Raw genomic sequence first — 19,638 nt, 5'->3', positions numbered from 1 at the left:
GTCAGTCTCTTGCACTTATATACACCTCTTCACCAACTGCCGTCACAGGCTCGGTTCGTAGAAAACGCCAGGGTAAACCATCCTGACCAGCCATATTAAAGTCACCCCAACGTCTGCGCTGATATACACGACCGTCAGGGAAGCTGACCCAGGCATCAAGCCGATAAACCGGCACGACTGCCGATGCCAGAAAATCCACTGGCAAGCCAGCAACGCTGGATTCATCAAAGGGAGCCTGCAGTCGGAGATCAATCATCACTCTCACCAACTCAATATCTCCCTGCGCCAGCACATTCAGTACACTCTCAGGAGCAGAAAGTGGATCAATTGCCGCCTGCCCAAAGCCTGTCGCATGCACTGATCCGGCTATACTATCATAGAGCGCCCTGTTGATACCGAGCACCTGAAGCAGGTCTTCAACCACTTCAAAACGCCCATTCCTGGGACCAAAGCCATATCCTGCCGCTTCATAATCACTGGCATCAGCACCATGCAGTCGCTTCAAGCCAGTGTCTTCACGCCAATCCATGACTCTGTGCGCAAAACTTACGGCCTCAGACTCTTCAAGCCCGGCACCATATTGAAACAGGCTCACCAGCAACTCTTCTGATGACAGATTCAAGTCAACCAGACCTGATACGGGTATGGCGCGCATTCTAATCTCATGCTCACCAATTGTATATTCCTGCTCAACTATCCCCCGACCGGCATAAAGCCCGGCCTGCTGAAGTGACAGCAGCTCCTTCATCATGAGATTGGCTGCACCATCTCCGACAGCAGCTGCTTGAGCTACCTGAACCTGAAGACTCGCCAGTCTGGCATCCACTTTTGCTACCGCCATGATACCAGCCACCATGATGGACATGGCTGCAACAAACCACAGCAGCATCGCCAAAGCCACACCGGACTGACATTCAACAGATCTCACAGCCGCACCTCAGGAGGACCCAGCACAAGAGTCAAATCTGGCCACCTGCGCCCTTCCATCGAGATGCTCAGCCGCACATGAGTCGGTGCATACTGCGACCAGTCCCACTCCTGCAACCATTCAGTGCTGAGTGCAAAACGGTAGTCAAGCTCGAAGCGTTCGACCTTTTCAATAAGCAACGCGGGCTCCACCTCAGACCAGTCCGGATCTGTATACGGGCCCTGATATGGCTGAAACTGCAACAGAAGCGCCTGATTTTCGGACAGGGACAGCCTCATCACATGCAACCCTCCCGGCCCCTGGTATCCATTCATGGGCGCAACCCAAAGCAACTCATTGGGCATCCCCTTGAAGTAGGCACCGTACCCCTCACCCTGCCGGACTCGTACCACGGGAACTGCCTGACTGATCAAGGAGCGCAACAAGCCGCTAACTATTCTGGTCTCATCAGCCTGCTGGCTGATCTGGACAATTCTGATCTGGCTATCTGCCAGCGTTCTCATTGCAGTCAGAGTGGCCAGCAGGAGCAGTGATAGTAAGGTTAGCGCAATCACTACCTCAATCAGCGTGAAAGCCCGCTGATAATGGCGGCTGACTGACTGCCTCATGACTGCTCACCTGAGATTATCGAATTTAATGTCACACGTCTTGACGAACCTGCTCCACCCCATTCAACTATCACCTGGATCGATTGCAACACTGCAGGGTGGCTGGATGCATCCACCGGAAGCAACCGGGTCGCTACCTCCCAGTGAAAACCATCCTCAACGCCGCTGCTCATAGCTGCTGCGTCCAATTTCACCCCTGTACGATCGGCTAACAATGACTCAGCCAGCGCTACAGCCTGCGCGTATTCCTGATCAATTCGAACAATCCGGGCAGCCCCTCCAGCCGCCTGGTAAAGCGCTCCCAGTGAAAATGCCAGTATTACCAATGCAACCAGCATTTCCAGTAAAGAAAAACCACCCTGGGGCGGAAATCGTGACCTATCACGCTGCGTCATCATGGCGACCAGGGCTCTTGTGTTACCCGACCCAGCAACCAGTCCACTCGCAAGCGGACGCCCTTGTCGGAATCACGCTGCCTCAGCATGATGCTGCCACCACTGGACCCGCCGTCCGGATAGAATCGGACTACTCCCTGACCATCACCGCCACTGACTTCACGTGCGCTTATCATCTCGATTGTAAGTGTAGAGGGAAGCTCCCTGTTCAACTGATGATCCAGACCGTAATGACCCGTTTCCGGCATGACTACAAGATCAACCATGCGCCCAGCACTGATAGCCTGGTAACGAGCAGTTGCCAGGAGCGTCTGCATATCCCGAACAGCCCCCCGATACTGCATTGACTCATACATTTTCAATGCAGAGGGCGCCGATACAGCCGCAAGAAGACCTGCAATGGCCAGAGCAACCATCAGCTCCAGCAGAGTAAAGCCAGCGGCCGTGCGCCTGGAGACGATCATGGGGTCAGGCAGGTAGATAAATCAGTTCCAATTTCCGACGACTGCGTTCTCACCCTCACCTCCGGGCTGTCCATCAGCGCCATTACTGAATAGATCAAATTCTCCGCGCTCACCCGGATAACGGTAATGATAATCACGGCTCCAAGGATCTTTGGGTATCTCGTTACGACGCAGATAGGGACCATTCCAACCCGTCACATTTCCGGGATTTTTCACCAGAGCGGATAATCCTTCCTGTGTAGTTGGAAATCTACCAACATCCAGCTTGTAGATCTCCAGCGCCTGCTCCAGATCTCTGATCTGTACCAGCGCTGTATTGCTCTTGGCACCACCGAGCTGATTCAAGACCCGAGGCCCAACAAGACCGGCCAAAAGCGCCAGTATAGCCAGCACTACCAGAAGCTCTATCAGAGTAAAGCCTTTACTGCGTTTTTTGCTCATTGCACCACCACGCTGAACCTCAATGTTGTTTCCAGATATATAAGCCAGGCAGAAGCAGATACCTGCCTACATGGCCAGTTCATTAATTGACAGAATACCCATCAGAATAGAGATGATAATCAGAGCGATGATGGCTCCCAGGCTCAGAATCATGATCGGCTCAAGCAGCGTTAATGCTCGCTTGATGCCGGACTCAACCTCATCATCATAAACCCGGGCCAGCTCCAGCATCATTTCGTCCAGACGCCCGGACTCCTCCCCTACACGCACAATCTGAATCATCATTGGCGTGAACACGCCCGCCTCAGCAAGCGCCACTGACATTCGACCGCCCTGCTTGACTGCGGGCGTTAACCCTTCAAAAGCGGCTCTGACCTGAGAATTCCCGACCGTTCCCGTCGCAATTGAAAGCGCTTTGAGTAGTGACACACCGTTGTGCAGGAGAGTTCCCAGTGTTCGGGAAAACTGCGCTGTTTCGTATTTGAAAAGAACCTGACCGAGAACAGGTATCCGCAACAGCTTCTGATCCAACATGGCAATGCCTGCCGGAGTTGCCAGCCAGCGCCTGAGCAGAAGGATCAGCGGAATCATAATCAGCAGAACTATCCAGCCATATGCCTGCACAAAGTTTCCTGCGGCAATGACACCCCGAGTCAATAAGGGAAGCGCATCACCCATATCGGAAAACAGCGCCTCGAACTGAGGCACGACAAACCCCAGCATCAATGCAACAGACAACACGGCAACCACCAGCAGGATGGCTGGGTAGATCATGGCTGATACAACATTACTGCGCACAGCTTTGCTTCGCTCCAGATGTGCTGCCAGACTGGACAGCACCTCAGACAAACGACCACTTGCCTCACCGGAACGCACCATATTGACATAAAATGAGCCGAAGAGATCAGTATGATTACCCAGCGCATGGCTCAACCCCTTTCCACCCTTGACCGTCTTGAGCAGATCCTCCAGCAGACTCCTGACCCCAGCCTTTCCACTCATGTCGATAAGAACCTTGAGGGCTCTGTCTATGGGCAACCCCGCTCGCAGCAGAACAGCCAACTCACTGGTCAGACTGAGCACATCATCTCTGTTGGCACGGGCATTACGGCTGTGGCCGCCGGAAACAGCGCTTACTGCTGTGTTCGAGTCAACCGACTGGATGCTGATTGGAATCAACCCCTGATTGCGCAAGTCACGCGAGGCCAGATCAGGTGTTCTGGCCGTAATAACGCCTTGCGCCATTTTGCCATCACTTCTGGCTGCCTTGTAGGAAAAATCCGGCATCTGGCCTCTATCGTTGATTCGAGTTGACTACTGACGTCCTCAGCCTCGGGCCGAGGGTCGACATTGTAACTTAAAAAAGGTTATTTTGTAGTCAGGTCACACAGTTTCACCATCTTCGATCTGATCCTGAGTCACACGCAACACCTCTTCCAGTGAAGTCACACCCTGAACGACTTTCCTCAGCCCATCCTCATAAAGTGTCAGCATGCCATTACGCCGGGCAAGACCATGCAGCCCTACCGCATCAGTACCTGACAGGATCGCCTTATTCATCTGCCCATCCATCATGAAAAGCTCATGGATAGATGTCCGCCCGGAGTAGCCAGTATATTTACACTCAGCGCAGCCACGGCTGCGATAGATACTTTCCTGGCCGGGCCGCAGAAATCTTTGCAGTCCATGCTCCGCTATTGCCTGAGGAGTCAGATCGACCTCTTCACGGCAATGGCGACAAAGTTTTCGGACCAGACGCTGGGCCAGTACGCCGTTTACTGAAGAGGTAATCAGATAACGCTCCACTCCCATATCTTCAAGACGGGTAATTGCACCGGCGGCAGTGTTTGTATGCAAAGTCGAGAGAACCAGATGCCCAGTCAATGCGGACTGAACGGCAATCTGTGCGGTTTCAGTATCACGCATTTCGCCGATCATGATGATATCCGGATCCTGGCGCAGTATTGAGCGCAGCGCCCGAGCAAAGGTCAGATCAATCTGAGGTTGAACCTGTATCTGATTCACGCCTCCAAGCTGATACTCGACCGGGTCTTCGACTGTAACAATTTTAAGCGCCTGAGCATCCAGTGTTGAAAGCGAAGCATAGAGCGTAGTGGTTTTACCCGAACCAGTAGGGCCTGTAACCAACAACACACCATGCGGTTTAGCCAGCAAGGCAAGGTAACGCTTAAGAGTGTCCTCAGAAAACCCCATGCTCTCCAGGCTCAGACGAATACTCTGCCTATCCAGCACACGCATCACTATACTCTCGCCATGCACTGTCGGGATTGTCGAAACCCTGAGATCTAGCTCATGCCCCTTGACCCGCGTCATGATGCGACCATCCTGTGGCAAGCGACGCTCTGCAATATTGAGGTGTGCCAAGAGCTTGATACGCGACGCTATGGCGGGTGCTTGTGAAGCCTGAGGCGGATCAGGCACCTCCTGTATGACTCCGTCCACACGATAACGCAGATGCAAGCCATCTTCGAAAGGCTCAATATGGATATCAGATGCGCCAAGATCCAGTGCACGGTGAATGATTTGATTGACTACACGTATAACAGGGGCTTCACTGGCAAGATCCTTCAAGTGTTCGATGAAGTCCTCATCACCAGCCACCTCATCTGATAAATCATTTTCTGCCAGAGACTCTTCAGCTTCGCTGTTGAATTTCTGCAAGGCATTTGAGATATCTGTTTCCAGCCCGAGTTCAATTGTGACTTTTTTACCGCTGGCCATGGCCAGCGCTCTGGACAGATAATGATCCTGAGGGACTGTTGCGGCAAAACGGACGTGTTCTGGCTGCTGTTCAATGGGCGCGACATTGTTGTTAACCAGGAACTCATGCGACAGGCCTGATACCGACACTGGAGCATCAGGATAATCTGTCGCGAGCAACAACCGTATATCCAACTGTTCTGACAAGGCCAGTGCAACATCGAGCTCAGATACCATACCCAGACGAATCAATATCTGCCCGAATAATCCACCCATTTCATCCTGCGCCATCAAGGCGCGCTCAACATCACGGGCACTCATTTTGCCACGACTGACGAGCAGCTCTCCGAGTTTCATAGCTTTACTTGTCCTGAATTATTAGCCCAGCAAAAATCCAACAGCATGCAACCGTATCAGCGCTTGATCAGGAAACCGCCCGGAGAAAATGTGAAGCCGAATTTGGCTTCGCGTTCGGTATCGACATGGTAGTCATCAGGATAACGCTCCTGATATGCCCTGATGGCTTCAGAAGGCCCCTCACCCCACCCTGGCAGCACTGGGTTACCATTGATGTTACCATCTTCGACCACCAGATAATCGCCGGACATGACCACACTCCGCAATAATTCCATCTCAGCCAGCACATGCTCTTTACGATGATCACTGTCCAGTATGAAAAACACAGGACCTGGCGCATGAGCACGCATACTCTGGATTCTGAGCGCAACTGCCGGGTCAGTGGATGAGCTGGTCTGAAGGTAAATCGCGGGGTCTTGATATACTCGCGCATCTACATCTTCATGCCCGATATCAACACTGAGCACTTTCAGATCCGGATTGATGGCACGCCCTGTCACGCTGAAAAACAGTGCTGAGCCGCCAAAACGGGTTCCGAACTCAACAATCAGGGAGGGCCTCAACTCCTGTAAAATCTCCTGATAATTCCACATATCAGAGACGGATTTATAGCAGGGAACGCCCAGATATCTTACATCCAGCCATACTTCAGTGTTGTAATACCACTGATGGTACTCATTTGGGGAGTGATTATTATCAGACATAACTTTCCAGAATAGAGAGGTGAGGCCATATCAAAGCTGCAATATTATAACCCAATATTGTCATGCCGATTGAGCAAAGTGAATGCAGCAGGACACGTCAGTTAGCCGACTTTAATCGACAACAGTTGGATCGACCAGTGTCAAGCGTGGGTTGCGTGCACGCAGCTCCCCTCCCAGACTCATCCGAACAAAAACCTCCAGTTCAGTCGCCAGCGGCGGCACATCGAACACAAGGGAAAGAGGCTGCCACTCCATACCACCTTCAAACTCACCAATCGATGCGTATGGAGTTTTCAGAATCTGACTTCCCAGCATACGATAACGGATATCCTCATCCAGCCCTCTTAGAACCACAGAAATCCCGGTTGGTTCAATTGGCTCACCATAGCTCAGATCAAATTCACCCGACAGTTCAACCACAAACTCCAGTCGCTTTCCTGCAAAGGGAGTTGCATCCAACCTCTGCGCCACCTGCCCCCAGGGTTCAAAGTCAAATCGACGAATACTCAGCACTCCGTCATCCACACTGAACACATAGGATGGGTGGTCTGAGTGCTGGGAAGTACTCCAGGGCCGAGCAACACCGCCGCGACCATCAGGTTCAAACCCACTGTCAAGGATGTTAGGGACATCCTCAGCAGAGGCAGGAAGCGCCACAAGTGTCAAAGCAGCCAACATAAATATTAAGCCAGCCAAAACCTTTTTGTTGGACAAAACTCTCTCCTTTTGAGTTTTCAGATAGATGAAAAATTTGCAAAACATCAGGAACTGTATGATATCCATTCGGTTACTGACAAGCAAAAGAATGGCGACTACTGACGAACCGGTGGGAGGAGGCATAAGAGATATCCTATGCCTTACAACAATCATTATCCCTGCTGGCATGCACAAGAACGATCATTGTTGATGTTAAAGATTAATCCAATTCCGAGGCAAAAATTCATTAAGAAAAAAATCATTCCGGAAATTGCTGCCAGCAACCAGAACTCAGATATTGCTCTGAATCATGGCTGCCGGCTCTGAACAATAAATCAGTTCAACCTTTCAAACACCGTCGTAATCCCCTGACCCATACCGACACACATGGTCGCCAGGCCCAGGGTGCCATCCTGCTGATCCAGTACGTTCAGCAGCGTGGTGGAGATACGGGTACCTGAACAGCCCAGCGGGTGCCCCAGTGCTATCGCGCCACCGTTAAGGTTGACCTTCTCATCCATCTGATCCAGCAGCTTGAGGTTTTTCAGTACCGCCAGACCCTGTGCAGCGAACGCTTCGTTCAGCTCGACATAGTCGATATCGGTGATGCTGAGACCCGCACGCTTGAGCGCTTTCTGCGATGCAGGTACCGGACCAAAGCCCATGATCGACGGATCACAACCCGCCACCGCCATGCTCAGAATGCGCGCACGTGGTTTGCAACCCAGCGCCTCGGCGCGTGCCGCTGACATCAGCAGCATACCGGATGCGCCATCGGAGAAGGCTGAGGAGGTGCCCGCTGTGACCGTACCCACTTTAGGTACAAACACAGGCTTGAGCTGACCGAGGGTTTCCACGGTGGTTTCGGGGCGCACGACTTCGTCGAAGGTCAGCAGGGATTTGAAGCCATTTTCATCATGCCCTTCAACCGGCACGATCTCGTTATCAAAACGACCTTCCAGGCGTGCCGCATGAGCACGCTGGTGCGAACGGGCACCCAACTGGTCCTGCATCTCACGGCTGATGCCATTCATCTTGCCCAGCATCTCCGCGGTGACACCCATCATCAGAGCCGCCTTGGCGACCTGCTTGGACATCTGTGGATTCACATCAATACCATGCAGAATATCCAGATGGCCCATATGCTCAACACCACCAACCATGAAGATATCGCCCTGGCCGGTCATGATCGCCTGAGCCGCTGTGTGCAGCGCCGACATGGAGGAGCCGCACAGACGGTTCACGGTCTGAGCGCCGACGGTGTGCGGAATACCCGCCAGCACCGCAGCGTTACGGCCGATATTGAAGCCCTGCTCCAGAGTCTGGTTGACACAGCCCCAGATGATATCTTCGATCTCGGCCGGATTGATCTGAGGGTTACGGGCCAGCAGGCCCTGCATCACGGCAGCGGACAGCGCTTCAGCACGAACATTGCGGAAGGAGCCACCCTTGGAGCGCCCCATCGGGGTACGCACACCGTCGACGATCACGACGTCATTAGGTTTCAGGTTCATTATTGTATTCCTCCCACATTAACCGAAATAGGTTTCGCCGTTGGCGGCCATCTGCTTCATACGTTCGGTCGGCTGATACAGCGGACCCAGCTCGGCAAAGCTCTCTGCCAGATCACAGAAGGCTTTCAGCCCCATCTGATCCAGATAGTGCAGAGCGCCACCACGGAATGGAGGGAAGCCGATACCATAGATCAGTCCCATATCCGCTTCGGCCGCTGAAGCAACAATGCCATCTTCCAGACAGCGAACTGTCTCGATACACAGTGGGATCATCATGCGTGCAATGATCTCATCTTCAGTGTACTCACGCGCCGTACCCACGACACCATCGAGCAGCGCCGGTACTTCAGAGTCGATCACCTTGACCTGTTTGCCACGGCGATCCAGCTCATACTGATAGAAGCCCTTGTTGTTCTTCTGCCCGAAACGCTGCAGCTGATACATGCGATCAATCGGGCTCTCGCCGTCGTGACCCATGCGATCCGGGAAGCCAGCAGCCATCACGGCATCCGCATGATGACCCGTGTCGATACCGACCACATCCAGCAGATACGCAGGGCCCATCGGCCAGCCGAAACGCTCCATCACCTTATCGACCTGCAGGAAGTCTGCACCATCGCGCAGCAGCATGCTGAAGCCGGCAAAGTAAGGGAAGAGCACGCGGTTAACCAGGAAGCCGGGGCAGTCGTTAACCACGATAGGTGTCTTGCCCATCGCCTTGGCATAAGCCACGGTGCGCGCTACTGCCTCCTCAGAACTCTTCTCACCACGAATGACTTCTACCAGCGGCATACGATGCACTGGGTTGAAGAAATGCATGCCGCAGAAGTTTTCCGGGCGTTTCAGCGCTGTTGCCAGCTCATTGATGGAGATGGTGGAGGTGTTGGAGGTGATGATCGCATCTTCCGCCACATTAGCTTCCACCTCGGCCAGCACCGCTTTTTTGACATTGACGTTTTCAACCACTGCCTCGACCACCAGATCGACACGGCCAAAATCGCCGTAGCTCAGGGTGGGAGTGATCTGGCTGATCACACGTGCCATCTTCTCGGCATTCATCTTGCCGCGTTTGACCTGGCCGTTCAGCAGTTTGGTCGCTTCATCCAGACCCAGCTGCAGCGCCTTGTCGTTGATATCCTTCATCAGGATCGGCGTACCCTTGGAGGCAGACTGATAGGCAACACCGCCACCCATGATACCGGCACCCAGCACCGCCGCATGGCGAACCGGTGCAGCATCCTTGTCATACTGGCGGCTGACTTTCTTGATGTACTGGTCCTTGAGGAACAGACCCACCAGCGCGCGTGTCACATCGGTTTTGGCCAGCTTGGCAAAGCCCTTGGCTTCCACCTCGATCGCCTTGTCGCGACCCATATTCGCCGCTTTCTGAATCGTCGACAGCGCCTGCATCGGAGCTGGGTAGTGTGGGCCAGCCTTGGCACCGATCACGCCCTTGGCGGATTCGAACGCCATCATCTGTTCGATCTGATTCAGTTTGATACCGGTGGTTTTTTCGGTACGGCGCGCCTGATAGTCAAACACACCTTCGGCCGCTTTCTGCAACAGATCCAGACCCGCTTCGCGCACCTTGTCCAGTGTTACGACAGCATCCACCGCGCCATCTTTCAGTGCGTCCGCTGCGCGCTTTTCTACGCCGCCACAGATCCACTCGTTGGCATTATCCACCCCGATCAGACGTGGCAGGCGTACCGTACCACCCCAGCCCGGGTAGATGCCCAGTTTCACTTCCGGCAGGCCGACCTTTGCACCCTCGGCCATGACGCGGAAATCGGTTGCCAGGCACAGCTCGAAGCCGCCGCCCAGCGCGATACCGTTGATAGCCGTGACCGTTGGTGCCGGCAGATCCTCAATCGCATTGAAAATTTCGTGCAGCTTGAGCAGATGCGCAATGATCTCCTCTTCCGGCATCTCGAACATGGCACTGAACTCAGTGATGTCGGCGCCGACTATGAAACACTCCTTGGCGCTGCTGAACAGCACGCCACGCAGGCCATCAACCGCCTGCAACGCAGCGACCGCTTCGCGCAGTTCATTCAGGGTTTCCTGATTGAACTTGTTGACGCTGTCGCCCTGAAGATCAAACACTACTTCGTGGAATCCGGCTTCCAGAGCTTCAACCCTGATCGCCTTGCCTTGATAAATCATTATGTACTCTCCCACATTATATTGAGCAGCTTATGAGCAGCCGTATCTTGCTTCAGCGTCAGTTAAAGCTGCGCTTCCAGGGCTGGCACCGCTTCGAACAGATCCGCGACCAGGCCATAATCTGCCACCTGGAAGATCGGCGCTTCTTCATCCTTATTGATCGCCACTATCACTTTAGAGTCTTTCATACCGGCCAGATGCTGAATCGCACCGGAGATGCCAACAGCAATGTAAAGCTCGGGCGCTACCATTTTGCCGGTCTGACCCACCTGCATATCGTTCGGTACAAAACCGGCATCCACCGCCGCACGTGATGCACCCACTGCCGCACCAAGCTTGTCTGCAACTCGGTTAAGCAGTTCAAAATTCTCGCCATTACCCATGCCCCGACCGCCCGATACCACGACGCGAGCTGCGGTCAGCTCGGGACGATCCGACTTGGCCAGCTCTTCGCCGACAAAGGCGATATCCGCAGACTGATGCACGCTATTGACCCTTACCACCTCGGCACTGCCACCCTTTGCTGCAGCAGGATCAAACGCAGTACCCCGAATCGTCATCACCTTGACAGCATCGGCAGACTCCACCGTGGCAATCGCGTTGCCGGCATAGATCGCACGCTTGAAGCGATCCGGTGTTTCCACTGCCAGTACATCAGAGAGCTGATTCACACCCAGCAATGCAGCCACACGTGGCATCACATTCTTACCACTGGTGGTGGACGCGGCCAGCAGATGGCTGCGACCCTCCGCCAATTCAACCACCAATTTACTGACATTTTCCGCCAGCTGATGTTCGTAAGCCGCATGATCCGCCACCAATACCTGGCCAACACCCGGCAACGCGGCAGCCGCTTCCGCCACTGCAGCACAACCATTGCCTGCCACCAGTATAGCCACTTCGCCGCCTATCGCCTGGGCTGCCGACAGCAGGTTCAGCGTAACAGGTTTCAGGCTCTGGTTATCATGTTCAGCAATAATCAGAATACTCATGCGATCACCTTGGCTTCATTACGCAGTTTATCGACCAGCTCCTCAATCGAGCTGACACGGATGCCCGCTTTGCGATCAGCAGGCGGCTCAACCTTCAGCAGCTTGACCTGACTGGCAACTGTAACGCCAAGCTCTTCAGCCGTTTTCACATCCAGTGGTTTCTTCTTCGCCTTCATGATATTAGGCAAGGATGCGTAACGTGGCTCGTTCAAACGCAGATCAGTTGTCACAATCGCGGGCAGCGTCAGCTTCAGCGTCTGCAAACCACCATCCACTTCACGTGTTACCAGCAACTCACCGCCCTCGACCTTTACTTCAGAAGCAAAGGTTGCCTGGGGGCGATCCAGCAGCGCGGCCAGCATCTGACCTGTCTGGTTGTTATCGGAATCGATCGCCTGCTTACCCAGCAGTATCAGATCAGGTTTCTCCGCTTCGGCGACTTTGGCCAGAATCCGCGCAACCGACAGAGAATCAGGGCCATCTGCGGCCTCAACCTGCAGCGCACGATCCGCACCGAGTGCCAGCGCAGTACGCAACTGCTCCTGACACGCCTTACTGCCGACCGATACCACGACCACCTCGGTCGCTACGCCCTGCTCTTTCAGACGCACCGCTTCCTCTACCGCGATCTCGCAGAAGGGGTTCAGTGCCATTTTGACATTCGCCAGGTCAACATCACTCTGATCCGCTTTGACACGAACCTTAACGTTGTAATCGATGACCCGTTTTACGGCGACAAGTACTTTCATACCAGCCTCTCTTTGTTATTTTCACCTGAATGGATGAGACCCATACTAGCCTCACCAGCCTATTCCTCAATAACAAAAACCATCCGATTCAGTGACAAAAAATAGCATCATGCCGGCAGGCCCTGTAAACACTGACATCACTACGCACCGCCTTACTGAGAAAAGGGGTCAAAGAAAAGGAGAAAAGGGGTCAGGTACATTTACGCGATGCGTAAATGTACCTGACCCCTTTTCTTCCTGTGCATAAAAAAACCGGCCGAAGCCGGTATAAAGTGCAGATCACCAGCAAGTGATCCCGGGTGAAACAGAACGATCAACGCTCTGTCTGAGTGCTCGGTGGAGTGCCAGGAAAGGCACTCAGAAATTCGGGGCGCGTTTTTCCATGAAGGCCTGGAAAGCTTCACGCGCTTCGGGTGATGAGAGGCGAGCTGCGAAGGCCTCCACTTCAGAGACCAGTACCGCATCCAGTGCCGGCTTGTTCGCCGCCTTGAGCATCTGTTTGCTCTGGCGCACCGCTTCGGGAGCCAGACGGGTCAGGGCATGCGCACGTCGCAGTGCGCTATCCAGCAACTGACTCTGTGGCAGAACAGTATTGATCAGGCCCAGCTGTGCGGCGCGATGTGCCGGGATCGCGTCACCTTCCACCAGTAATTCGAACGCCAACCGATGACCCAACTGCTGTGGCAACAGCAGACTGGTACCGCCCTCTGGCACCAGCCCAAGTTTGGTAAAGGGCAGCTGGAAAATCGCTTCTTCGGATGCCAGCACCAGATCACAGTGCAGCAGCAAAGAGCTACCGATACCCACCGCAACACCGTCCACCGCCGCCACAATCGGCTTGCTGAAGCCGGCCAGCGTCTGCAGAAAGCTCAGCGGTATACGAGCCTTTTCCGGCTGCCCCATCGCCGCTACAAAAGCCGCGATATCATTGCCAGAGGTGAAACTGCCACCGGCTCCGCTGAGCAGCAGCACGCGGACGCCGTCATCCTGCTCTGCCTGCTTCATCGCCTCAATCAGCGCCAGATACATTTCGAAGGTCAGTGCGTTCTTCTTATCAGGCCGATTCAATGTCAGATGAAGCAGGTAGCCATCACGTTGTTGCAGTACAAGATCCTGACTCATGAAACTGGTCTCCTCAGTTTAGGTAATCAGCTCAGGTAATCGCCGCTGTTGTCACGAAACTCGCTGATCGCATCGCGGTATTCTGCGCGCATTGTCTGCACCAGCTCATCCACAGTCGGCACATCCTGAATCGATCCAACACCCTGCCCTGCCGACCAGATACTTTTCCAGGCAGAGGCACCACCTTCAGGTGCTTGCAGCTCTTCGCCCAGATCCACTTTTTTCGGCTCGGCACTGTCAGGGTCCAGCCCTGCACTGGCCAGGCTCGGCTTGAGGAAGTTGGCTGGGATACCGGATATTTTTGGGGTGTAGGTGATATCAGATGCTGCTGAATCCACAATCATCTTCTTGTATTCTGGTACTGCGCGGCTCTCTTGCGTGTTGATGAAACGCGTACCCATATAGGCCAGATCCGCACCCAGCAGCTGAGCGGTGGCGACATCGCGCCCCGTTGACATGCAGCCGGATAGTATCACCGTACCTTTGTAGAACTGGCGAATCTCGGCCACCAGTGCGAATGGGCTCAGGGTACCGGCATGACCACCGGCGCCGGCACAGACGGCAATCAGACCGTCAACGCCAGCCTCAGACGCTTTGCGTGCATGACGGACATTAACCACATCATGAAACACCGCACCGCCGTAGCCATGAACTGCATCGACCAGATCCTTGACCGCACCGAGTGAGGTGATGATCAGCGGCACCTGATGCTTGATACACAGCTCAAGATCCGCCTGCACACGTGGATTGGTGTGATGCACGATCAGGTTGACGCCAAAAGGGGCGGGCTTTTTACCGGTTTCCTCTTCATAGGCGGCCAACTCCTGCTTGATCTGAATCAACCACTCCTCGAAGCCTTCGCTACTGCGCTGGTTCAGCGCCGGAAAGGTGCCCACGACACCCGCCTTACATGCCTCGATCACCAGCTCCGGACCGGAGACCAGAAACATCGGTGCAGAAATCAGAGGCAAAGAGAGACGCCCCCGGAAAGATTCGGGTAAACTCATTTTTTACATCTCCTGGCTAAATCATCTGGCTTGAATTACCTGAAACAGGTTGTTTCAGGTGTCCAAGCCCTCAGCTATCTGAACCCTCCGCCTGATACAGATCAGGCAGATACTGTTTTATGACCTGAGAGCCTTGCCCCCAGGTATGGCAGGTGTTGAGCATCACATTGGCGCCGAGCTTCATCACCTCTTCATCGGTACTGGGCCAGAGCGCCTGAATCGCCGTCGTCGCTAACGGCTTGAGCAGTTCATTCAGATGCGTGCAGCCACGCGTGCCACCAAGCAGATCATTGGCCTGACGATGCCAGCCAGGACCTATCCGAGTACCTTCCAGCTTGCGATACTGGCCGGTAATTCCGGGGCAGATGCGAAAGGGCGACGCTTCTATCGCGGCTTCTGCCTGATGGATCTTGAGCGTTCTGTCCAGTGTCAGCCTCAGCCAGATATCATGGAAAGGCTCTCCGGCCGGCACAAAACCACCACGCTCGGGATTATCGACCGTATCTGTTTTGACATCAGTCATCCGCCCTTCGATATCCCACAAGCCATCCTCCCGCTCATAGCCATCACAAACCACGGTACGGCGGTGCTGCAGCTTGCGCCTTACAGCCTTGGTCAGAGGCATAACACTCTCCATTCATCCATTATGTACGAGGATCAAGCCACTTTTGATGGGCTGTCCTGAGGCTCCTTGAGTTTGCGACGCAGCACCTTCCCGACATTGGTTTTGGGCAGCTCTGCAACAAACTCGATCACTCTGGGCACCTTGTAGGCGGTCAGACGTTCACGACACCAGGCTTTGATCTCATCGGGGCTTGGTGGCTGATCAGGATTTTTCGCCACAGCCACCAGCTTGACCGCCTCACCGCTGTGCTCATCAGCAATACCGATTGCGGCACACTCAAGCACTTCCGGATGAGCCGTGACAACATCCTCCACCTCATTCGGATAGACATTAAAGCCAGACACCAGAATCATATCCTTGGCACGATCGACAATACGCAGATAACCATCGGCTTCACGTATCGCAATATCGCCGGTACGGAAATAACCGTCTGCGGTAAAGCACTCTTCTGTTTCAGCCTCGCGCTGCCAGTAACCCACCATCACCTGCGGGCCCTTGACGCACAACTCTCCGGGTTGACCATCGGCAACCTGATTACCCTCGATATCCATGATCTTGACATCGGTGCAGTCCAGCGGCTGACCTATGGTGCCCAGACGGATACCATTGGGTGAATTGATCGAGATAGCCGGTGAGGTTTCGGTCAGACCATAGCCTTCCATGATCTGGCAACCGGTAACACGTATCCATTCATCGGCTGCTGCATGAGTCAATGCACAACCACCGGAGATGGTGACTTTCATGTTACTGAAGTCCAGCTTGCGGAACTCCTCGTTATTACACAGTGCGACAAACAGGGTATTGAGGCCCAGAAAAGCACTCATGCGCCACTTGCCCAGCTCCTTGGCAAAACCCGGAATATCACGCGGATTGGGAATCAGGACACTGTGCCCACCACAGTCCATGATGACCAGGGAGATAGTAAAGGCATAGATATGATACAGCGGCAGTGGGGAAATGGTGGTTTCAGACCAGCCGGCTGGTGCCTGATTGATCAGCTTATGCCCCTGCAGCATGTTCGATACCAGATTGCCATGGCTCAACACTGCACCCTTGGAAACACCCGTGGTGCCGCCTGTGTACTGCAACACAGCAATATCAGCCGTCTGAACTGCAACCGCAGCTGGCTTCTGCCCTACATAGGGTATCAGCGCATCACGCAATGGTATCGCCGAAGGAAGGTTGAACTCCGGTTCCAGCTTCTTCACATACTTGACCACGGCATTCAGCAGATGGCGTTTCACAAACGGGTGCAGATCACCGATCTGAGTCAGAAACAGGTATTTGATCCCGGTTTTGCTGATGACCTGCTCAGCCTTATCGGCCATGCTCTTGTAAATGATCAGCGCCTTGGCACCTGAATCGTTGAACTGATTCTCCATCTCCCGCGGTGTGTAGAGCGGGTTGGTATTGACGATGATCAGTCCGGCCTTGAGCGCACCAAAAAGCACCACCGGATACTGAATCAGGTTGGGCAGTTGAATCGCAATCTTGTCGCCAGGTTTGAGATCCGTCTCTTTCTGTATATAGACAGCAAAAGCATCAGACAGCTGATGCAGCTCGCGATAGCTCAGCGTCCTGCCAAAGCTGGTGAAGGCCGGTGAATCGGCATACTTGTCACACACACGGTCAAACACATCATTGATGTTGGTGTAACCATGCGTATTGAGGGACTCGGGAATCGTGCTCCCGCGTTGATGTTCCATACTGTTTCCCCTGACTTTTATTGTTATCGATCAGGTTGATGTGTACAACCAGGTTGTCGGGCAGCCTGCATCGGTTGCACAATCCAGATACCTCGCACCTGTCTTTCGATGCAGGCTGCCCTGACCTGCTCAGCTGACCGGGAAGAGTGATGCCAGACGAGTCGCCAGCATGATGTCGCCATCAGCACGGATACGACCGGCCATGAACGCCTGCATGCCGTCGGTTTCGCCGTTCATCACCTCTTCCAGTGTCTGACTGTCCATATTCAGTGTGACCGTCGGGCTGTCGTGCTCACCCTGACTGATCTCACAGGTACCATTGCTGACCACAACCGCCCAGGGCTCGCCATCTTCTATCTGATACTGGAAAACAGCATCCAGTCCTGACGCCGCCTGCGCGTTGAATCGCTCGCCCATGGAGGAAAAAATTGCGTTCAAATCAGCCATCTCGGTAACCTCTTGTTGTGTGTTCTCTTGTTGTGTGCCTTGTCGTAAGCCACTGCGCTTGTAGTGCCATGTATAGCGCCATGCATTCAGTTTAAGCAGGGCAGCAATCAGTTTCTGCCCTGTACGTGTTCTCAGCAGCCTTTTCATCAGAAGGCAAAATCTTCAGCAGACAGTTCCATCAGATTTCCGGCACCCGACTGCATGGTTTCAACCAGCGTGCGTGTGCGTGGCAGAATCCGCTCGAAGTAGAAGCGTGCCGTCGCCAGCTTGGCTTTGTAGAAAGCCTCTTCATTGGTTCCTGCCGCCAGTTTCTGCTGTGCTACTTCTGCCTGACGCGCCCAGAGCCACGCCAGCGTGATATAGCCGGAGTACATCAGGTAGTCGACTGCAGCTGCACCTACCTCTTCACGATCCTGCATCGCCTTCATGCCGACTTTCATCGTGATCTCACCCCACTCCTGATTCAGTTTAGTCAGTGGAGCGACAAACGCCTGCATCGCGTCGTTACCTTCATGCGATTTACAGAATTTATGTATGATTTTGGTGAAGCGCTTCAGCAATTCACCCTGGGTCATCAGTACCTTGCGGCCCAGCAGATCCAGTGCCTGAATCTGTGTGGTTCCTTCATACAACATTGATATGCGGCTGTCGCGAACGTTCTGCTCCATGCCCCACTCGGCAATGTAACCATGGCCGCCATAGATCTGCAGTGCATGGTTGGCAGACTCAAAGCCCACCTCGGTCAGAAACGCCTTGGCGATCGGTGTCAGCAAGGACAACAGATCTTCAGCCTCTTTTTTCTCTTCATCGGTGGTAGCGAGTTTGGTACGGTCAACCTGCTGCGCCGACAGATAGATCAGCGCACGCCCACCCTCGGCAAACGCCTTCTGGGTCAACAGCATGTTGCGTACCGCCGGATGCACGATGATTGGATCGGCAGCGCCTTCAGGATTTTTAGGACCGGTCAGCGCGCGCATCTGCAGACGATCACGCGCATAGGGCAGTGAATTCTGGAAGCCCCACTCCGCATGGGCCAGACCCTGCAAAGCGGTACCGATACGTGCCGTGTTCATGAAGGTGAACATGCAGTTCAGACCCTTGTTCGGCGGGCCGATCAGAAAGCCGGTGGCACCATCGAAGTTCATCACGCAGGTCGCATTACCGTGGATACCCATCTTGTGCTCGATGGAGCCGCAGGAAACACCGTTGCGCTCACCGACACCGCCATCGGCAGTCGGCAGAAACTTGGGCACGATAAACAGCGAGATACCCTTGGTACCGGCCGGTGCATCCGGCAGGCGCGCCAACACGATATGCACGATGTTCTCTGCCATGTCATGCTCACCGGCAGAGATGAAAATCTTGGTACCACTGATGCGATAGCTGCCATCAGCCGCAGGCTCAGCCTTGGTGCGCAGCATGCCGAGATCGGTGCCGCAATGGGCTTCGGTCAGACACATGGTGCCGGTCCACTCACCTGACACCAGTTTGGTCAGATATGTGTGTTTCTGCTCATCAGTACCATGTGCATCCAGTGTATTCATGGCGCCATGGCTCAGCCCCGGATACATGCTCCAGGACCAGTTGGCAGTACCGACCATTTCATTGATCACAATACCCAGAGACTCAGGCAGACCCTGACCCCCATGTGCCGGATCATGTGCCAGTGATGGCCAGCCACCCTCAACAAACTGCTGATAAGCTTCCTTGAAGCCGTCTGGGGTCGTGACAGTGCCATCCTTGAAAGTACAGCCCTGCTGGTCGCCCACCTGATTCAGAGGAGACAGCACGCGCTCGGAAAACTTGGCACCCTCTTCCAGAATGGCAGCGATCATATCAGGCGTTGCCTCTTCGCAGCCTGGCAGACCTTGATAGTGCTTATCCATCTCGAGCACTTCGTTGAGAATAAACTGCATGTCGCGCAGGGGGGCTTTGTACTCAGCCATGATATCCACCTCATCATTCTTATATTGGGCTGCCTGAAACCTGGGTTGTT

Annotated in this window: 19 protein-coding genes; all 19 read right to left on the bottom strand. The window is 54.1% G+C overall.

What is annotated here, in order from left to right; all coding sequences use genetic code 11:
- Nucleotide 1 precedes the first annotated feature (1 nt).
- A complete protein-coding gene (locus F7R27_RS02200; protein ID WP_151702567.1) occupies nt 2–928 on the bottom strand; it encodes a type II secretion system minor pseudopilin in 927 nt (308 codons plus the stop codon).
- Nucleotides 925–1,536 (bottom strand): prepilin-type N-terminal cleavage/methylation domain-containing protein, encoded by a 612-nt coding sequence (locus F7R27_RS02195; RefSeq protein ID WP_151702566.1) that lies wholly within the window; start codon nt 1,534–1,536, stop codon nt 925–927. Before F7R27_RS02195 ends, F7R27_RS02200 begins: the two co-directional genes overlap by 4 nt.
- Nucleotides 1,533–1,934 carry a type IV pilus modification PilV family protein gene (locus F7R27_RS02190; RefSeq protein WP_206060343.1) on the bottom strand — a complete coding sequence of 134 codons (402 nt, stop codon included), beginning with the start codon at nt 1,932–1,934 and terminating at the stop codon, nt 1,533–1,535. The genes F7R27_RS02195 and F7R27_RS02190 overlap by 4 nt, the downstream gene beginning before the upstream one ends.
- The gene (locus F7R27_RS02185; protein ID WP_151702565.1) at nt 1,931–2,395 is read right to left on the bottom strand and encodes a GspH/FimT family pseudopilin; all 465 of its coding nucleotides are present in this window, start codon (nt 2,393–2,395) and stop codon (nt 1,931–1,933) included. Before F7R27_RS02185 ends, F7R27_RS02190 begins: the two co-directional genes overlap by 4 nt.
- A gap of 21 nt (nt 2,396–2,416) precedes the next feature.
- Nucleotides 2,417–2,836: a type II secretion system major pseudopilin GspG gene (gene gspG / locus F7R27_RS02180; RefSeq protein WP_151702564.1), complete on the bottom strand. Its 420-nt coding sequence runs from the start codon at nt 2,834–2,836 to the stop codon at nt 2,417–2,419.
- Between the two features lie 66 nt (nt 2,837–2,902).
- Nucleotides 2,903–4,123 (bottom strand): type II secretion system F family protein, encoded by a 1,221-nt coding sequence (locus tag F7R27_RS02175; RefSeq protein ID WP_151702563.1) that lies wholly within the window; start codon nt 4,121–4,123, stop codon nt 2,903–2,905.
- 96 nt (nt 4,124–4,219) lie between these two features.
- Nucleotides 4,220–5,914, bottom strand: a complete 1,695-nt coding sequence (locus F7R27_RS02170) for a GspE/PulE family protein (protein WP_206060342.1) — start codon at nt 5,912–5,914, stop codon at nt 4,220–4,222.
- A gap of 56 nt (nt 5,915–5,970) precedes the next feature.
- Nucleotides 5,971–6,618: a CmcI family methyltransferase gene (locus F7R27_RS02165; protein ID WP_151702562.1), complete on the bottom strand. Its 648-nt coding sequence runs from the start codon at nt 6,616–6,618 to the stop codon at nt 5,971–5,973.
- Between the two features lie 111 nt (nt 6,619–6,729).
- On the bottom strand, nt 6,730–7,296 hold the full coding sequence (locus tag F7R27_RS02160; RefSeq protein WP_151702561.1) for a hypothetical protein: 567 nt from the start codon (nt 7,294–7,296) through the stop codon (nt 6,730–6,732).
- 353 nt (nt 7,297–7,649) lie between these two features.
- On the bottom strand, nt 7,650–8,828 hold the full coding sequence (fadA, locus tag F7R27_RS02155) for an acetyl-CoA C-acyltransferase FadA (protein ID WP_151702560.1): 1,179 nt from the start codon (nt 8,826–8,828) through the stop codon (nt 7,650–7,652).
- An 18-nt stretch (nt 8,829–8,846) separates the two neighbouring features.
- Nucleotides 8,847–10,994, bottom strand: a complete 2,148-nt coding sequence (gene fadB / locus F7R27_RS02150; protein WP_151702559.1) for a fatty acid oxidation complex subunit alpha FadB — start codon at nt 10,992–10,994, stop codon at nt 8,847–8,849.
- Between the two features lie 62 nt (nt 10,995–11,056).
- Complete coding sequence (locus F7R27_RS02145; RefSeq protein ID WP_151702558.1) at nt 11,057–11,986, bottom strand: electron transfer flavoprotein subunit alpha/FixB family protein; 930 nt, start codon at nt 11,984–11,986, stop codon at nt 11,057–11,059.
- Nucleotides 11,983–12,735: an electron transfer flavoprotein subunit beta/FixA family protein gene (locus tag F7R27_RS02140; protein WP_151702557.1), complete on the bottom strand. Its 753-nt coding sequence runs from the start codon at nt 12,733–12,735 to the stop codon at nt 11,983–11,985. The genes F7R27_RS02145 and F7R27_RS02140 overlap by 4 nt, the downstream gene beginning before the upstream one ends.
- 357 nt (nt 12,736–13,092) lie before the next feature.
- Complete coding sequence (locus tag F7R27_RS02135) at nt 13,093–13,857, bottom strand: enoyl-CoA hydratase (RefSeq protein WP_151702556.1); 765 nt, start codon at nt 13,855–13,857, stop codon at nt 13,093–13,095.
- 26 nt (nt 13,858–13,883) lie between these two features.
- Nucleotides 13,884–14,864: an NAD(P)H-dependent flavin oxidoreductase gene (locus tag F7R27_RS02130; protein WP_151702555.1), complete on the bottom strand. Its 981-nt coding sequence runs from the start codon at nt 14,862–14,864 to the stop codon at nt 13,884–13,886.
- Between the two features lie 70 nt (nt 14,865–14,934).
- Entirely contained in the window at nt 14,935–15,489 is a 555-nt protein-coding gene (locus tag F7R27_RS02125) for a DUF2889 domain-containing protein (protein WP_151702554.1), read from the bottom strand.
- A 32-nt stretch (nt 15,490–15,521) separates the two neighbouring features.
- The gene (locus F7R27_RS02120; RefSeq protein ID WP_151702553.1) at nt 15,522–17,195 is read right to left on the bottom strand and encodes an AMP-binding protein; all 1,674 of its coding nucleotides are present in this window, start codon (nt 17,193–17,195) and stop codon (nt 15,522–15,524) included.
- Between the two features lie 129 nt (nt 17,196–17,324).
- Nucleotides 17,325–17,789, bottom strand: a complete 465-nt coding sequence (locus F7R27_RS02115) for an SCP2 sterol-binding domain-containing protein (RefSeq protein ID WP_276612552.1) — start codon at nt 17,787–17,789, stop codon at nt 17,325–17,327.
- On the bottom strand, nt 17,789–19,588 hold the full coding sequence (locus F7R27_RS02110; RefSeq protein WP_151702552.1) for an acyl-CoA dehydrogenase C-terminal domain-containing protein: 1,800 nt from the start codon (nt 19,586–19,588) through the stop codon (nt 17,789–17,791). Before F7R27_RS02110 ends, F7R27_RS02115 begins: the two co-directional genes overlap by 1 nt.
- Between the last annotated feature and the right edge of the window lie 50 nt (nt 19,589–19,638).

The sequence above is a fragment of the Nitrincola alkalilacustris genome (assembly GCF_008973755.1).
GTDB classification, from domain to species: domain Bacteria; phylum Pseudomonadota; class Gammaproteobacteria; order Pseudomonadales; family Balneatricaceae; genus Nitrincola; species Nitrincola alkalilacustris.
The sequence above is the reverse complement of the archived record's forward strand: the minus strand, read 5'-3'. Positions and strand labels throughout refer to the sequence as shown.

Excerpts from the sequence above, each read along its gene's own strand:
- F7R27_RS02160 (WP_151702561.1), bottom strand. The coding sequence starts at position 7,296 with ATGTTGGCTGCTTTGACACTTGTGGCGCTTCCTGCCTCTGCTGAGGAT.
- F7R27_RS02120 (WP_151702553.1), bottom strand. The coding sequence starts at position 17,195 with ATGGAACATCAACGCGGGAGCACGATTCCCGAGTCCCTCAATACGCAT.
- F7R27_RS02190 (WP_206060343.1), bottom strand. The coding sequence starts at position 1,934 with ATGATGACGCAGCGTGATAGGTCACGATTTCCGCCCCAGGGTGGTTTT.
- F7R27_RS02145 (WP_151702558.1), bottom strand. The coding sequence starts at position 11,986 with ATGAGTATTCTGATTATTGCTGAACATGATAACCAGAGCCTGAAACCT.
- gspG (WP_151702564.1), bottom strand. The coding sequence starts at position 2,836 with ATGAGCAAAAAACGCAGTAAAGGCTTTACTCTGATAGAGCTTCTGGTA.
- F7R27_RS02115 (WP_276612552.1), bottom strand. The coding sequence starts at position 17,789 with ATGAAAAGGCTGCTGAGAACACGTACAGGGCAGAAACTGATTGCTGCC.
- F7R27_RS02170 (WP_206060342.1), bottom strand. The coding sequence starts at position 5,914 with ATGAAACTCGGAGAGCTGCTCGTCAGTCGTGGCAAAATGAGTGCCCGT.
- fadA (WP_151702560.1), bottom strand. The coding sequence starts at position 8,828 with ATGAACCTGAAACCTAATGACGTCGTGATCGTCGACGGTGTGCGTACC.
- F7R27_RS02130 (WP_151702555.1), bottom strand. The coding sequence starts at position 14,864 with ATGAGTTTACCCGAATCTTTCCGGGGGCGTCTCTCTTTGCCTCTGATT.
- F7R27_RS02165 (WP_151702562.1), bottom strand. The coding sequence starts at position 6,618 with ATGTCTGATAATAATCACTCCCCAAATGAGTACCATCAGTGGTATTAC.
- fadB (WP_151702559.1), bottom strand. The coding sequence starts at position 10,994 with ATGATTTATCAAGGCAAGGCGATCAGGGTTGAAGCTCTGGAAGCCGGA.
- F7R27_RS02175 (WP_151702563.1), bottom strand. The coding sequence starts at position 4,123 with ATGCCGGATTTTTCCTACAAGGCAGCCAGAAGTGATGGCAAAATGGCG.
- F7R27_RS02185 (WP_151702565.1), bottom strand. The coding sequence starts at position 2,395 with ATGATCGTCTCCAGGCGCACGGCCGCTGGCTTTACTCTGCTGGAGCTG.
- F7R27_RS02195 (WP_151702566.1), bottom strand. The coding sequence starts at position 1,536 with ATGAGGCAGTCAGTCAGCCGCCATTATCAGCGGGCTTTCACGCTGATT.
- F7R27_RS02110 (WP_151702552.1), bottom strand. The coding sequence starts at position 19,588 with ATGGCTGAGTACAAAGCCCCCCTGCGCGACATGCAGTTTATTCTCAAC.
- F7R27_RS02125 (WP_151702554.1), bottom strand. The coding sequence starts at position 15,489 with ATGCCTCTGACCAAGGCTGTAAGGCGCAAGCTGCAGCACCGCCGTACC.
- F7R27_RS02140 (WP_151702557.1), bottom strand. The coding sequence starts at position 12,735 with ATGAAAGTACTTGTCGCCGTAAAACGGGTCATCGATTACAACGTTAAG.
- F7R27_RS02135 (WP_151702556.1), bottom strand. The coding sequence starts at position 13,857 with ATGAGTCAGGATCTTGTACTGCAACAACGTGATGGCTACCTGCTTCAT.